The sequence below is a fragment of the Mucilaginibacter lappiensis genome (genome assembly GCF_050433765.1).
Taxonomy (GTDB): Bacteria; Bacteroidota; Bacteroidia; order Sphingobacteriales; family Sphingobacteriaceae; genus Mucilaginibacter; species Mucilaginibacter lappiensis_A.
This window is the reverse complement of record NZ_JBNPWP010000008.1, coordinates 18261-34012: the sequence shown is the minus strand read 5'-3', so window position 1 is coordinate 34012 and position 15752 is coordinate 18261. Positions and strand designations below refer to the sequence as shown.

Annotated in this window: 9 protein-coding genes; 2 read left to right on the top strand and 7 right to left on the bottom strand. The window is 42.9% G+C overall.

Annotated elements, in window-relative coordinates:
• The first annotated feature begins 187 nt into the window (after nucleotides 1-187).
• Complete coding sequence (locus tag M2273_RS21840; protein ID WP_429399900.1) at nucleotides 188-2707, top strand: hypothetical protein; 2520 nt, start codon at nucleotides 188-190, stop codon at nucleotides 2705-2707.
• Nucleotides 2708-2726: 19 nt separating this feature from the next.
• On the opposite strand, the gene M2273_RS21835 is transcribed toward M2273_RS21840, so the two are convergent.
• Together M2273_RS21835 and M2273_RS21830 are read right to left on the bottom strand one after the other, a co-directional pair.
• Nucleotides 2727-4523: a c-type cytochrome gene (locus M2273_RS21835; protein WP_429399899.1), complete on the bottom strand. Its 1797-nt coding sequence runs from the start codon at nucleotides 4521-4523 to the stop codon at nucleotides 2727-2729.
• Between the two features lie 189 nt (nucleotides 4524-4712).
• Entirely contained in the window at nucleotides 4713-5438 is a 726-nt protein-coding gene (locus M2273_RS21830; RefSeq protein ID WP_429399898.1) for a hypothetical protein, read from the bottom strand.
• A 172-nt stretch (nucleotides 5439-5610) separates the two neighbouring features.
• Here M2273_RS21830 and M2273_RS21825 point away from each other — a divergent pair, with 172 nt between their 5' ends.
• Nucleotides 5611-6930, top strand: a complete 1320-nt coding sequence (locus M2273_RS21825; protein WP_429399897.1) for an amino acid permease — start codon at nucleotides 5611-5613, stop codon at nucleotides 6928-6930.
• A 278-nt stretch (nucleotides 6931-7208) separates the two neighbouring features.
• Here the strand turns inward: M2273_RS21825 and M2273_RS21820 are convergent, their stop codons facing one another.
• The 5 genes from M2273_RS21820 to M2273_RS21800 form a co-directional block, all read right to left on the bottom strand.
• The gene (locus tag M2273_RS21820) at nucleotides 7209-9485 is read right to left on the bottom strand and encodes a GH92 family glycosyl hydrolase (RefSeq protein ID WP_429399896.1); all 2277 of its coding nucleotides are present in this window, start codon (nucleotides 9483-9485) and stop codon (nucleotides 7209-7211) included.
• Nucleotides 9486-9717: 232 nt separating this feature from the next.
• Nucleotides 9718-10737: a hypothetical protein gene (locus M2273_RS21815; protein ID WP_429399895.1), complete on the bottom strand. Its 1020-nt coding sequence runs from the start codon at nucleotides 10735-10737 to the stop codon at nucleotides 9718-9720.
• A gap of 42 nt (nucleotides 10738-10779) precedes the next feature.
• Nucleotides 10780-12960 carry a hypothetical protein gene (locus M2273_RS21810; protein WP_429399894.1) on the bottom strand — a complete coding sequence of 727 codons (2181 nt, stop codon included), beginning with the start codon at nucleotides 12958-12960 and terminating at the stop codon, nucleotides 10780-10782.
• 98 nt (nucleotides 12961-13058) lie between these two features.
• Entirely contained in the window at nucleotides 13059-13814 is a 756-nt protein-coding gene (locus M2273_RS21805; protein WP_429399893.1) for a DUF3823 domain-containing protein, read from the bottom strand.
• 11 nt (nucleotides 13815-13825) lie between these two features.
• Nucleotides 13826-15751: a RagB/SusD family nutrient uptake outer membrane protein gene (locus M2273_RS21800; RefSeq protein ID WP_429399892.1), complete on the bottom strand. Its 1926-nt coding sequence runs from the start codon at nucleotides 15749-15751 to the stop codon at nucleotides 13826-13828.
• Nucleotide 15752: the final 1 nt, after the last annotated feature.

The window sequence follows — 15752 nt, the reverse complement described above, 5'->3', positions numbered from 1 at the left end:
ATTATAGCTAAAACCGAATATTTAAGCAAAATATGGTTGCAACCTTAGTTAATACGGACACCGTATAATTAAACAACCACATTAATTGTACAATCAACAAAAAAATATTCTGATTAATCGTGTACAAAAATAATAACCTAATTGCTTTGAGCCTATGATATCCTTTTCACCAGTTCAATTTGAAACATTGAAATCCCGTGTACTAACAAATGCCAATATTAGAAGCATTACACCGGGCGATTGCAAGGCCCTTGCATTACAGATCTACAACAAAACAAAACTAACAGTAAGCGAAACCACATTAAAGCGGGTATACGGATTTGCATATAGTAAGTTCAAGCCATCTTTGTTCACCATTGATGTTTTAGCAAAATACTGCGGCTTTGCGGGCTGGGATGATTTTTGCGATCAGGAAAGCGTACCTTCTGAAAAATCGCAAAATGAGCATGTTGATTGGAAAACCCTTAGTAATAATGCTGCAAAAATCACACACTTTACTCTACAGGCTTTAAAAAACCGTTCGGGGATTCCCTTTAATCAAACCATACGCCGGAAATTTATTAATGATCATTTTGATGAATTTTTACGAGGGGACTACACGGCAACCGTATTTACAGCCCCTTCTGGCTATGGAAAAACAATTGGCCTTTGCCACTGGATTGATGAAAAACTGGAATCAAACAGTAATGATATCATCTTGTTTTTTAGCAGCAGCGCCCTAATGAACGTTTTTTTAAGTGGACGTGACCTTAACGACTGGCTGCTGGCCCTGCTTGGCTACTCGCACGAGGAAGATATTGAAGCCCTGTTTGATATAAACAAACGTAATGGAGGCAAATTTTACCTTATCATTGATGGGTTTGATGAACACATGTTCAAAAATGACCAATTTGAACTGGTACTAAACCAGTTGATGGACATTTTCTCTTTTTACCAGTCGCATGAATGGTTTAAGCTGGTTTTAACCATGCGATCGGCAAACTGGATCAATAACAAGCACAATATGGAGTTTGGTCTCAACAATTGGTTCACCGGCTTTATAACAGATCATGACCTAACCACCAATGTGCCGCTGTTTAATATACAGGAGATAAGAGAACTGTGCCGAACTATAAATCCGGGTATCCAAAATTTTATAGCCATTGATGTTGCCAATAATTTTAACCACCCCTTATACTTCCAATTTTATTACAAACAGCATAAAAATAATTTTTCGCTTAATAATATTGATCATATCTGCATTTATGAACTGATATCCATATTTATACTGAATAAGGTTTACCTGGGGCATTATGCAACCGAAAAGATCCTGTTACTCAAAGAGCTGGTTGATGAAATGGATTTTAAGAATGGGATATATGAGTTAGATAAGTTTAGATGTAATGATCTGTTAAAACAATACAGCCATGCTTATAATGAGTTATTAAGCATAGGTTTTTTAAGAGAAGTGAATTCAAGCAATGATTTTCAGTTTAAAACACTGGTACAATTTGGCAGCAATAACTTTTTAGAATTTACCATTGCCAGAAAACTTTTGTTAGAGAACAACCAACGTTTTGACCAGAACCTGATTAAATCAATTAATAATGCCTTTAATGAAAGTGAACATAAATTACCTGTAATAAAATGGTGTGTGATACATGCCGTTAAGAACGGGCAGCAGGAAAGTTTTGAGCTTTTAGCACAAACCGCCCTTAACCCCAAAGAAAAATCAGAATTGATCCTTTTTTTAGGTGATCTGCTTCAAAGGGTTTGTTTTGCATCCAATAACCCAGAAACCACAGCAAATTATTTTAAACAGGATTGTGGCGACGGACTGTTTTATTACTTTTTTGGAATAGAGATGGTTCATGTTGATTACAAAAAAGCGTTACAAACCTTGCTGAAATTTGAACTTTCGGATCATAAAAAAGTACTTACCTATACCGCTCTGGCAACCATAGCCATACTGCAGTTAGAAATTAAGCAACTGGAAGATTGCCTGGCAAAACTTAAAAGCTTCCCGCAGCATTATTTTCAGCAATTTGCTATAAATCCTTTACACTGCCTCAATGCCATATATCAATACTTTAAATATGGTATGATCAGAAAAGATTTTTTTGCTGAAGTGACCCGGTTCTATTTTAATCCGCCCAAACAAGGCGAAAGCATGTATGATAAAAAAGCCAACGACCTTGTTTATCTTTTGGCGGCATACGCTACATTTATTTGCCAAAAGCCCATTAAAACGCTGCGATTTGTTAACGCGCTTAATAAAGTAAATAAAACAAGCGCCGAAACATCATTTGCATATAATTACTTTTTGAAAATAGCGGCATCTGATGCTCACTTTGTTCTGGATAACAAAACCGAATTATTGAATAGCAACAACACCATTTCAGCATCGTATAAACAGGAAGAGTATTTATATACACCCTTCATGAAATCCCTGTTTTATGATCTTAAAGTAAAAAATGCCATTATATCAGATGACTATTCGGCTATTAACGGGTATTTGAATTGCTTAAACCAGGTGTCTGATGAATCAGGGAACAGGCTATCTAAATTATTTATATACTTTACCGTTTTAAACAACGAGCAATTGATGAACCTTGATCCGCAGCTATATAAACAGATATCCTATAACCACGCCAAATTATTACGGGAAAGTTCTTTAAGCCCCGATATTTTTGTTAAACAAAAACGCACTGATACCAATGTTCTCTGAATAAAGATTAATGACAAAGTTATTTTACCTTCAACTCTGCACGTACTTTTTTAACTTCTAATGTGGAAACCAAACTGCTGTTGTTACCAAAATTATTGCGGATATAAGTAAGTACCTGGGCAATTTGGGTGTCGCTTAAAAAATCATGCTTGGGCATTACACTATTATACGGTTTATTTTTAACCTTAACCGGACCTTCAAGGCCATTAAGTAAAACTCTGATGGCCGGTTCCTTCTCCATAAATTTACCACCGGTAACCCATTCTGAGCCACCTAATGGCGGGAACAGGTTACCATCGCCCTTGCCGTCTTTTTGATGGCAGTTAACGCAATAAGTAGCGTAAATTTTAGCCCCACCTGTTAACATGCCGGTCATCAGGTTATTACGCATCACATCCGGAATCTTAAAGCCTGGCAACTTTTTCCTTAATTCCATTTTAGCCAGTTGAGCGCTTGTGAATTTAGTTTTATCACCCTGGTAAAATATCCGCCATACCTTCCCCTTCTCTGTATCGCTTACATATAATGATCCATCGGGCCCCATAGAAACCCCCATTGGCCTGTACACAGCATCACTCACACTAATCACGGTAGTACGGCCTGTAAAACCATCCGCAAAAATTTCCCAGGAGCCAACCGGCTTTCCGTTTTTAAAAGGCACAAAACAAACAAAAAAGCCAGCCTGCGGGTAAGGCGATCGGTTGGTTGAACCATGAAAGGCAATAAAAGCGCCATTCTTATACCTTTCAGGAAACTGGTTACCGGTATAAAACAGCAGATCATTGGGTGCCCAGTGCGCCTGGAAGGCCATAATGGGTTGGGCGTATTTTGCACCGTTCCCTGCCTTTTTTCCGTCGCCTCCATATTCCGGATTTAATAGCTTCTTCTTTTTAATGGGGTCATAATAATAGTATGGCCACCCGGCATCAGTGCCTTCCTTTATCTTCAAAAATTCTTCGGCCGGTAATACTGCGCTTTGCCACGCACTAAACTTTTTGGGGAATTGCAGGCGCAGGTCATCGCGCCCGTGTGCTACAACGTATAAACAACTGTCGGTGGTGTTCCAGTCCATAGCCACCACACTGCGTAGGCCGGTTGCATAACGCATCCCATCTTTTTGCAATTGATTGGGCTTTGCTTCATCAAACCGCCATATCCCGCCGTAATCTGTTAACAAAGGGCAGCCTTTAATACCCATAGAACCGGGTACCCTGTTTTGTACCTGGCACGCGTTTGATGGCGCCCCAAAAGCAACATACATATTGCCTTTGTTATCAAACGCTATAGGCTTGGCATCGTGCTCATGCTCGGGGTGTATATCATGAACTATCAGTTCCAGCTTGCCATCGGGAACCAGCGTTTGGGGGTTAAGCTTTACCCGGTACACATTAATCTGCGAACTGAAATAAAGATATCCTTTATGGACACGCATAGCTGTACCATAACTTCCCTTATCCTCATAATCGGCAAATTTTTTAATGATATCGGCTTTGCCATCATGGTTGGTATCGCGCAGGGCTACGTTACCCCCAATAGAATCAGGAAACCGGAGCTTTACATAAATATCGCCATTACCATTAACCGCCAGATGACGGGCACCGCCCTCCAGACTATCAACCACTACAACCGCTTTAAAATTACCAGGCAAAAACAATCCCCCGTTGTTCTTATCGGCAACCGGGAGCGGATCTTTTTTGACTATAATCGTAAAACTGATGATGAAAAGAGCGGCAACTGTAATCAGGGAGCAGGTAACCGGTTTATAGAGTAGCGTTTTTATAATGTTTTTCAGATATTGAAATTGGTGGTTCTTCATTATGGCTCCGGGTAGATTAGTGTAATTTGAACGGGTATTTGTTAGCGGCAAGTATATCCTGGTATAAAAGGATTTTACGCTTTAAATGTTTATAAAGATTGGAACTTTTGCCTGAAATATGGCAGATATTAACCGTTATGGATATAAAGTAGTAGCAATATAGGGTTGAAATATCCCGAAGGATAACGTTTATAGCTGCGTTGGTTGTTTATTACCACCATTTTTCTTTTTATAATCCTCATAACTATCCTTTATGTAATTAATAAGATCATAATTGTTCATGGTATTTAGCAGCTTTAGCGAAGGGGCATAATCAGCTCTGAAATTGTCAATTTTATCGGCGTCAACTGGAACTACCTTTTTGATAAGTGAATCATTAAACCGTTTGGCAACTTCATAAGCATTCAGTTCCCGTTTGGCAAAACGGTTAAACCTGCGGGCGTCTTTAACCTCACTTTTAAAATTCTCATAAATAAAGGTCATGGGCTTTAAAAACAGGTAATAGTAATGCGGTGTCCCGGTATAAAAAACACTTTTTTTACGATAGCCTTTCTGAGTTTCCCTGATCTCCCGGATAATAGAATTTTCTTTTATCACTACCTCCGCCAGTTCAATTACTGGCTGCAGGTACATTATTTTATCAGCCAGGTCGGTAACAACAAACTCGTTGGTTAGGTAACTGGCGCTCTCAAACCGAAGGGTATCTCCCGGCATGGCCGCAATATTAAACACACCAACTGTGTTTGACCTTGCAGCTGTCCCACTGCGTTTATTTAAAACCCGCACGTTACCTAACCTGATGACGGTAGCGCTTTTAAGCAACAAACCCTGCTGTATTTTAGGTGACTGCCCTTTGACCCGTTCAGAAGTGATCAGGCAAATGGCAACAATTAATATAGTGGCTTCAAGTTTCATTGGTACAAATAAAATTAGCGCAACTATTTGATCTTGAGTAATTTTTAACTTTTTTTAACGCATCTAATGGGTACGCATTTATTAGTAATACTTATTTCGATCCATCCGCCCCATTTTTGGGGATTAAGGAAATAAATATCCTATCTTATCTTCGCAAAAAAATCACACCGTTATGCCCGCATCATCCCCTGAAAAAAATAAATTAGGTTTATGGACAAGTACCTCCCTCGTGGTAGGTAATATGATTGGCGCCGGGGTATTCCTGATGCCCGCCGCTATGGCCTCCTTTGGTAGTATTGGCTTATTAGGTTGGGTATTTTCGGCTATAGGCTCATTCTTTTTAGCCAAAGTTTTCAGTAATCTGAGCAAGTTGTTGCCCCATGCCACGGGCGGTCCTTACGCTTATACCCGCAACGGTCTTGGCGATTTTGCTGGTTTCCTGGTAGCCTGGGGTTATTATTTAGCGGTTTCATGCGCCAACGCTGCTATAACCATTTCCTTTGTTAGCGCCATGAGTACCTTTTTCCCGGTACTGGCATCCAGCTCTGTTATAGCTATATCAACCGGACTATGTACTATATGGCTGCTTACGTATATTAATACCAGAGGTGTAGTTACGGGTGGTAAAGTACAACTGATCACTACTATTTTAAAGGTAGCCCCGCTTGTACTGGTGGCTATAGGTGGCTTGTTTTTTATCCAGTCCAAAAATTTTATCCCTTTCAATGGCAGTAATACTACTATATATGGCGCTTTAATGGCTACTGCCACCATGACCATGTTTGCCTTTATTGGTATCGAAAGTGCTACGGTACCGGCCGGCAGCGTGGCCAATCCCGAAAAAACAATTCCCCGCGCTACTTTACTGGGTTTACTGATCGCTACGCTGGTATACATATTGAGCAGTTTTAGTGTGATGGGCATTATCCCGTCTGCCGCGCTGCAACGTTCGGTTACTCCTTTTGCCGATGCTGCCGTGGTGATTTATGGTAATAACGCCCGTTACTGGGTGAGCGCCGGGATAGCCATTGCCGCTTTTGGCTCGCTTAACGGCTGGACACTATTACAGGGTCAGGTACCCTTTGCCATTGCCAATGATAAATTATTCCCCGCGGTATTTGCCAGGCAAAATAAAAAGGGTGTACCCTACGTAGGTATTTTGGTGAGCAGTGTCATGGTATCTCTTTTCATGAGCATGAACTACACCAAAGGACTGGTAGAGCAGTTCAGGTTTTTATTGTTGTTATCCTTACTATCTATATTGATCCCCTATCTGCTATCGGCAGCCGCCTACCTGATCATCAGGGTAAAGCAAAAGCAGGTTAATGGCTTAACGGGTGCCGTTATACTGGCTATTTTGGCCTTTGGCTATGCCTTATGGACCATTGCCGGAACGGGTAAAGAAGCCGTATACTATGGTTTTTTACTGCTGATGGGCGGTATACCATTTTATGTGTGGCTGGCTTATAAGAAGAATAGCGGCGCGGAGTAGCGGGTGGTTGCCTGGCTTACGGGAATTGCAAAGTAAACTATGTCATTGCGAGCGCAGCGTGGCAATCTCACAGGATAAGTAGCAAACTTTGCTTGTGCGACCTGCATGATGAGATTGCCACGCTGCGCTCGCAATGACATGATTTTTAATAAAATAAGCCCTTGAAGTTTAAACTTCAAGGGCTTATTTTTGCTCTGTATAGCATAGAGATTGCTTCGTTCCTCGCAATGACGCGTTGAGATACTTATGACTTACAACTCATCACTCTAAACTCAATCCTACTTTTCATTCGACATAGAATAAGGTACATCGGCAGCCTTAGTTCCACGTTGTTTGTTTGGCGTGGCCGACATGTCAAAATTAAGAACGGCGCCATTCAACAATGCTTTGTGGCTAAGCCAGTTAAAACTGTATGGTTTGCCGTTAACAGTAAGACTGGTTACATATTTATTAGCAACGCTGTTCTTAGGCGCGTTTATGATGATGGTTTTGCCATTTTCAAGCTTAACGGTTAGCTTTTTAAATAGTGGCGCGCCTAATACGTATTGGTCGCTGGCGGGGGTTACCGGGTAAAAGCCCATGGCCGAAAATATATACCACGCCGAGGTCTGTCCGTTATCCTCATCGCCGCAATAGCCATCGGGTGTGGCTTTATACAGCTTGTTCATGGTTTCGCGTGCCCAGTATTGTGTTTTCCAGGGTTCACCGGCGTAGTTATACAGGTATATCATGTGCTGTATAGGCTGATTGCCATGTGCATATTGCCCCATATTCGCTATCTGCATTTCACGGATCTCGTGAATCACTGTTCCGTAATAGCTATCGTCAAAAACCGGCGGCATGGTAAATACAGAATCGAGCTTGGCTGCGAATTGTGGCTTGCCGCCCACCAGGTTAATAAGTCCCTGTATATCATGGAACACGCTCCAGCTGTAATGCCAGCTATTACCCTCGGTAAAGGCATCGCCCCATTTAAACGGATTGAAAGGAGTTTCGAACGAACCATCCTTGTTTTTACCACGCATCAGTTTGGTTTGCGGATCGAACAGGTTACGGTAGTTCTGGCTGCGTTTTTTGTAAATATCTATTTCAGACGCAGGCTTTCCAAGCGCTTTACCTAACTGGTATATGGCAAAATCGTCATAGGCATACTCCAGCGTACGGGCAGCATTTTCATTAATTTTTACATCATAAGGTACATAACCCAGGGTGTTATAATATTGTACCCCTCTGCGGCCGGTAGCGTTTGGCCCTTCATTATTGGCGCCATGTTTCAGCGCTTCATATAAGGTGTTAATATCATAACCACGCAAGCCTTTTAAATAGGCTTCGGCAACTACCGACGCGGAGTTATTGCCTATCATACAATCAGCATAACCAGGGCTCGACCACTCGGGCAGCCAACCGCCTTCTTTGTATGAATTTATCAAACCTTCCTGCATCTCTTTATTAATAGATGGGTAAACCAGGTTCAGGAAAGGATATAATGCCCTGAAAGTATCCCAAAAACCTGTACCTGCAAAATAATAGCCGGGCAGTGTTTTTCCGTTGATAGGGCTATAATGTACATTTTGCCCCTTAGCATCAATCTCATACATTTTATTGGGGAAGAAAAGCATGCGGTACAGGCTGGAGTAAAAAGTGCGGGTTTGGTCGATAGTGCCACCCTCAGGGGTTAAACGGCTCAGGGTCTTGTTCCATGTATCTTTTCCTTTTTGACAGGTAGTTTCAAATTTATCGGTACCAACCTCACGTTTTAAATTGAGTTCGGCCTGCTCAATGCTGATAAAGGACGAAGCCACCCGCAGGTGTACCTGCTCCCCTTTTTTGGTTTTAAAGCTGATCACCGCGCCGGCATGGTCGCCGGTATATTCTAACGAGCCATCTGTTTGCCAGTTGTGCCATGCCGATGCCAGCTCAAAAGGTTTATCAACATAAATAACAAAGTAGTTTTTAAAATTGGCAGGCACAGCGCCGCTGTTTTTAGTGCTGTAACCGATGATCTTTTGTTCGCCCGGAATTATTTTTACGTATGATCCCTTGTCAAACGCGTCGATCACAATATGCGAGCTATCGCTTTTAGGGAAAGTGAACCTGAAACTTGCCGCACGTTCTGTCGGGGTAATTTCGGTGGTTACATCGTAATCGGCCAGGTAAACGCTATAGTAATATGGCTTAGCTATCTCGGCTTTATGTGAGAACCAGCTGGCCCGCTGCACTTCATTTAACTTCAATTTGCCGGTTTCCGGGAATATGGAAAACATGCCATAATCGTTCATCCAGGGCGATGGTTGATGCGTTTGTTTAAAACCCAGTATTTTATCGGCCTCATAAGTATATTGCCAGCCATTACCCATTTTACCGGTTTGTGGTGTCCAAAAGTTCATACCCCAGGGCAGGGCCACAGCCGGGTAGGTATTACCGTTTGACAGGGTTGGCTTGGATGAAGTACCCATCAGGGGGTTAATATAATCAACAGGGCTGGTGGTTTTTTCAACCTGTGCCGATGAGATCAATGGTAAAAAGGCAAATGCCCAAAGAAATACTCTTTTCATTATTACTTATTTGTGTGCTTTGTTCTGACTCTGCTAAAACGTTTAATCAACGATGCAATATACAGGCTGAATACCAAACTTTATATTATACCAATTATATTTTTACAATCTATCTTCAGCTCCCTATACTGTGTACATGCCAGTGCATGCGTAATGATTAAACAATAATGATCTGTGCCCTTTTTAAGGGGGCACAGATCATGCCGAATTCAATTGCGCAACGCTGCTTATTTTATAATTTTTTGTAATAGATCAATTCGCCGGCCTCGCCGTTTGCAGATAACTGCGAAGGGATAAACTGCGTGATAACCAACGCCGGCTGCCCATCAACCGTTAATGCGGTAATGGTAGGGTTTGCAAAGGCCTGGCTGCCACCGTCAGTATGGATGTTCAGTTTATCGGCATTACCTGTTTGATAGTCATACAGGTAACAACGCCATGTTCCAAAATCATTTTTAGCGCCCTGCCCTTCAATAAGGCCGAAGTTAAAATTCTGAAATTTCAGGGTACCATCCCTGTCGCCAATGTTGCCTTTTACGCCCCAGTACAAAATAGCATTATCAATTTGCGGTTGCGAATTGGCGCTCCATGATGTCCAGGTGGTGGTACCACGGGCCTGGCGGTCAACATCACAGTTTGACCAGTAATGAAAGCCTACATCAACAGCAGTACTGCTGGCCGAATAAATATTAGGCGTACCCTCTGCACAGGTCGACAGCGTATGCGGCGCCTCGAATGTTTTGGCAACCGCACCGTTCTGCAGGTCTGTCCAGCTGTTAAAGTAGCTGAATTTAAGGTGGTTGTTCGGTTCCTGCTCCCAAACCATCACAAAACCACCTGTGGCGGTAGCTGCAATAGTAGGCTGTGATGCCCCTCCGTTACCGCTTCCTGCAAGCTCACGGATCCATGTCCAGTGCAGCAGGTCGGTTGATGACGCTACATTGGTTTTGAAAGTTCCGTTGATCATGGTATGATAAACCCCAATATAACCGCCCGAAGGATTGGCAATGATCTTGAGACAATCCATAGTTTTACCCGTATTATCTTTGGCGTCATATATTTTACCGTCGGCTGCGGTTACGTTTTCAATAATACTGCGAAGCGCGGCCCTCGGCGTGTCAGACGGTGGCGCCGCGGTTACCGTTTGTTTGTTGTCCTGCTGCTTATTGCTTGATGTATTGCCGCTTTTTTGGCACGAAGCAAATAATAACAGAATTAAAAGGCTGTTCATCATCATGGTTTTCTTCTTCATAGGTTTTGGTATTTGAGGTTTATATAATTGGTTTTATATTTTTCACCACTTTAAATCAACCTTTACACCATCAGGGCTATTGGCAAAACCCAGGAATAAGGTGTTTGACGATGCATCCCATGAAGTTTTCACATCGCTGATACTTTGGCCTGTGCTATCAGTTACCTTTGTTTCCTTTGGTTGCGCAGGTAACAATACTCTTACACTGTTCAATGTTTTTGCCGGACTTTTGGCTACAAAAGCGTAGCTGCTGCCCTGTACATTTTCGTTATATATTCTTGATGCCGAGGCTAAAACCTGCGGCTGTTTTTTGTTGGGAACACGGTTCACTACATACAATAATGATTGTTCGCCGGGGTTTACCACTTTTTCAGTCAACACAGGCAATTGCGGATCGAACAGATCGATAACCGGGCCTTTGATGGTGTAGGGTTTGCTGTCGGCATTTTCGTCCAGTACCGATACCACATCATAAGGACCACGCTCCAGATACAAGCTGTTTTTAAATGGCAACTCGCCTGCTTTGGCATCTTTTTCGTAAGCCTGTTTTACGGTGCTGATGTAGTTATCATCTTTACCGGCTTCCAGTACATACTCTTTAGGGTTTTGCCTCATCACATAAACCGCGCCCTTGCCTACTTTAAATTTCTGGTCATCACCGGTTGGGCTGATGTTGAGCAGTTTAAATAAATGCTGCGAAGGTGCTGTGAACTTGTTGCCTTTAGTGTTCCACCATTCCATTACCGATTGGTAAGGATCATCATCGCGGCCGCAATAAATTAAAATACCACCTTGTTTTACCCAATTGGCTAAACTGGTATGTATAGCCGCCGATACCGGCTTCATATTAGAGTAGCTCACTACCAATACTTTTACATTTTTTAATGAGGCAGCATACTGGAGGTTTTCCATGTGTACCGTTTGCACCGGAACGCCGCGTTTTAACAATGGCAGGGTTTGTCCGTAAAAGTTAGAGAACTGCGGATCCTCGAAACCATTATGCGTAGGGAAACGCTGGAACATTAGCGTATTGCTCATCAGCACGCCAATACCGTTCACACCAGATACCCTGTTGGCCGATACGGGCATGCTGTTCAAAGCATTTACCATGATCTGCATTTGGGTGGAGTAATACTGCGGGATCAATACCTTGGCATCGCTGTTGGCTACTTTGTATGGGTGGGTGTAGATACGTTCGGGCCATGGCATTACCTCGTAGTCGGCAACCATGGGATATAATAATTTGGCGGTGAAAGTAGCCTGATAGTTGCGTTTGTAATCGCTCCAGTCGCGCGGCCAGTCTTCAATCGGGTCGGTCAGGAAAAACACTTTGCGGCCGGTTGGGGCGGTCATGGATACTACCGAGCCATATTCCAGGAAAGCGTTTTCAAATACACGTTCCTTGCGTTGACCGTTAAAGAATGTAGGTTCACGGGCGGTGCCTGTCCATACTTGTGCTATGTAACCATCAATACCGGGCAGCGAGGCCAGGCTGGCTTCGGGGCTCACAATTTGCCATGACGAATAATTTACCAGCGAGTGTGTGGCAATAAAAACTTTAATATCCAAACCCTTGCTTTTGCCGTATGCTTTGGCATAGTTGGATACCTCTTTTATAGTTTCATAATACAGGTGGTATTTTAACTTGCTCGACAGGTAGGTATTCTCTGCCGATGCATCCTGGGGTTTCCATGGGAAACCGTAGTATTTTTGCCACTGTTCTTTAAAGCCCGCACTGTAGCCCGCACGTGCCCAAAATTCAGGTTCTTCTAAAAAAATAGTGGTGATACCTGCGTTGATCACTTTTTTTACAACCGCGGTTTTCATGTACTCGATAAATGATTTATCGGGCACTACATAAGGCATGTTTTTACCGTGAAAAATGGTATCGCCTTTCATGGTAACCTGCCCTACACCCAGGTGGTTTATGCCATCCCACTTACCCAAAAAGTAATCTTTATAATCGCCCCAGGCTATACCGGTCATAAAGTTTACCTGGTAACCATGATCGCGCCATGATTGTACCCGCTGCTCAAAGGTTAAACCGGGCCGGTCATTAGCGCCGTAAACAATGGCAATGTCCGACCGTACGTCAATCTCAGGGATCCAGGGACTACTGGTTTGAAAGGCTGTTTTTTCCGGCAGTTTTGCCGGCTTGCCCGTTTGCGCATATCCCGTTAAGGATAATGCCGCCAGGCAACACGAAAATAAAATGTTTTTCATCTGTATATATTTTGTTTTTTTCAGGGGCGATGGATTTTATTTAACCATGTGTGCAGCTGACCATAGGGGAGCCCTCTGCACACAGGTATATTAATTTTTTAAGGAGCAGCTACCGTTTTAACGTCGGTATAATTATAATAGTTAAGACCATATGCTATTCTTGCGCCTACTCTTAAAAAGTATTCTCTTTTACCCGGCAGCGCGCCACCAACCGTTGTAAGCGTAATGGTTTGGCCAACCAGATCATTACCCGCTGTACCATCGTAAGTTACTTTTGGCGTATAACGATTATCATAGTTGTTGTTGCCCACGTATTTGTTTGAGTTAACAAACAATGACACATCCGTAATATTCTGCTGGAAGTTAGGATCATTGGTACCGCGGGTAAATTTAAATTTAGCGGTGATGGTGCCATCGGCATTAATAACCGGTTCGCCTATCCACACTATTCTTAAAAATGGTTCAACCGAAAAGTTAACGGTGGTTACATCTTTAAGATCAACAGTCTGGCTTTTGTCAACAATGGTTTTGCCGGTATTGTCAACCTGTACCAACGGTACAAAAGGGCCCTCGGCCGATATCACGTCTTTTCCGGCAAACAGCTTGGTGTTGCTGTAGGTACCATCCTGGTACGAAGATACATAATATGGTGTTGGATTGCTGCTCCAACTTATTTCCAATAATTTGATCCTTGTACCTGATCCCTGCTCGGTTTGTATATTCTCGCCTGTGGAGGCATCTTTCACCACGCCTTTTAATGTTACGTTTGGTGCGGCGTAATTATCAACCTTTTTGCATGAGCTGCCCGCGGCAACTATCACGCTTAATGCTATACTATAAAATAGTTTTTTCATCTCTCTTAAAATTAATAACCCGGATTTTGAATTAAATTCTGACTCTTCTGTATCTCACCCTGCGGGATTTGCTCATAGTACCAGCGAACATCGAAAGTATAGCGTGAATTGCGCTCATCTAAACGGGCGTCAAAAAAGTACTTACCATCATTTGCTGAGTAAAACGGCATCAATGTGCGGTAAATGGTGCTGTTCTGTTCTTTATCGGCAACTCTCCATCTTCTCATATCCCACCAGGTTTTGTTTTCAAAACCAAGCTCTTTTTTCCTTTCGGTACGTATTACGTTGATGTTGTTCAGATCAGAAGCACCGGTAAGCAAGGTAGCTCCGGCTCTTTCTCTGATCTGGTTAATATCGGCAAACGCGTCCTGTATATAGTTTTTATCATTCTGGCCCAATGAATTTAATTCATAGGCAGCTTCGGCACGGTTAAGCAATACTTCGGCATAACGCAGCTCTATCCAGGTTTGGTCAGAGCGGTTCTCCAGCACTTCTGATGTTGGCTTATCTGGTACCAGGTTTTTGCGGATAGAGAAACCGGATACGGAGCAGGTACCATCGCCGGTGAAATAACCACTTAAGCCAGCCGGATTCATGGTTGTGCCGTTTGGCAATTTATAAGGGGTTTGACTTGCATTTGCCGACTGTACCATATTGTCAGTAGGGTAATGCGCGGTTGAGCCGGCCGGTAAAAGCGGACTGATGCCGCCAGCTGAACTACCGGTATAAATACCGCGGCGTATTTCAACGCTTATGCCTTTAAACACATCACCAGGGAAAATTACAGTTGCTCTTAAACGTGGTTCGGCATTGGCAAACAGGTCCATAGTGTTGGTATACAGATCATATTTACCACCAGTTGTAGTTTTAATGGTACCATCGGCATTTTTAGGAATACCGTCAAACATCTCCACAAAGTTTAGTGTAGGGTTAACCTCAGAAGAATAGCCATTGGCTCCCATGAGCTGGCGTGGCACATTGTAGGCATCATAACCATGTACCGATTCGGGGTAGTGATATTGGCGTACAAATACATTTTCGGAGCTTGAGGCATCAAAAAACAAGTTCACATAATTTTGATACTGTGCGGTTTTGTCGCCCGCTGCCCATGATTTTTTATACAGGCTGTATTTGCTTTCCAATAATACAGCAGCATCATAAGCAGCTTTAAAATAAGTAACCGCTTTTGCTGACGGGATACCGCAAAGCCTGTTACCGCCGCCATCAACAAATGATATCTGGTTGTATTTGGCAATGGAACCGGCATAAAGCATAGCCCTTGATTTAAAGCCCGCGGCTACGTATTTATTGGCACGGCCAACCTGGTTACTTTCGGGTAAATTGGTATAAGCATAGTCAAGGTCGGCAGCTATAAAATCATAAACCTTTTCTTCAGATGTACGTGGAATTTTCAGCTCATCAATACTTTGCTGCGGGTATTGCAATACTTTATCAACAATGGGCACACCGCCGTAGCGTTTTACCAAAGCAAAATAAGTAGCACCGCGGATAAAGCGAGCCTCGCCCAACCATGCGCTAATTTGAGCCGGTGTAAAGTTCGACGCATATTTAGGCAGGGTTTCTGCAAAATAGTTGGCATCCCTGATAAGTCCATAACAAAGCGACCAGGTTGTAGGCCTGTTATCAAAAGTCAGGCTTTCCTGCATGGCGCCATTCTGGTCGCGGCTTAAAGCCTCGCCACTAACGGCGCTGAACGGACTGATGATCCAGAAAAAGTTTAAACCTCTTTGTGGTGAGTACCTGAAATCTTCAATAGGCAGTGTGCTGTACATACGGGCCATATAGGCCTGTATACCCGCGCTGCTTGTAAAAATATCGTTGTCGGTAACAATGCTTGGTGGCAGCGTATCCAGCTTTTTACATGCCGTTGTCCAGCAAAGCAAAGCGGATAATATGATATATGTGTATTTTTTCATG

Coding starts and splice junctions, on each gene's coding strand:
- M2273_RS21835 (WP_429399899.1), bottom strand. CDS start 4,523: ATGAAGAACCACCAATTTCAATATCTGAAAAACATTATAAAAACGCTA.
- M2273_RS21830 (WP_429399898.1), bottom strand. CDS start 5,438: ATGAAACTTGAAGCCACTATATTAATTGTTGCCATTTGCCTGATCACT.
- M2273_RS21825 (WP_429399897.1), top strand. CDS start 5,611: ATGCCCGCATCATCCCCTGAAAAAAATAAATTAGGTTTATGGACAAGT.
- M2273_RS21820 (WP_429399896.1), bottom strand. CDS start 9,485: ATGAAAAGAGTATTTCTTTGGGCATTTGCCTTTTTACCATTGATCTCA.
- M2273_RS21815 (WP_429399895.1), bottom strand. CDS start 10,737: ATGAAGAAGAAAACCATGATGATGAACAGCCTTTTAATTCTGTTATTA.
- M2273_RS21810 (WP_429399894.1), bottom strand. CDS start 12,960: ATGAAAAACATTTTATTTTCGTGTTGCCTGGCGGCATTATCCTTAACG.
- M2273_RS21805 (WP_429399893.1), bottom strand. CDS start 13,814: ATGAAAAAACTATTTTATAGTATAGCATTAAGCGTGATAGTTGCCGCG.
- M2273_RS21800 (WP_429399892.1), bottom strand. CDS start 15,751: ATGAAAAAATACACATATATCATATTATCCGCTTTGCTTTGCTGGACA.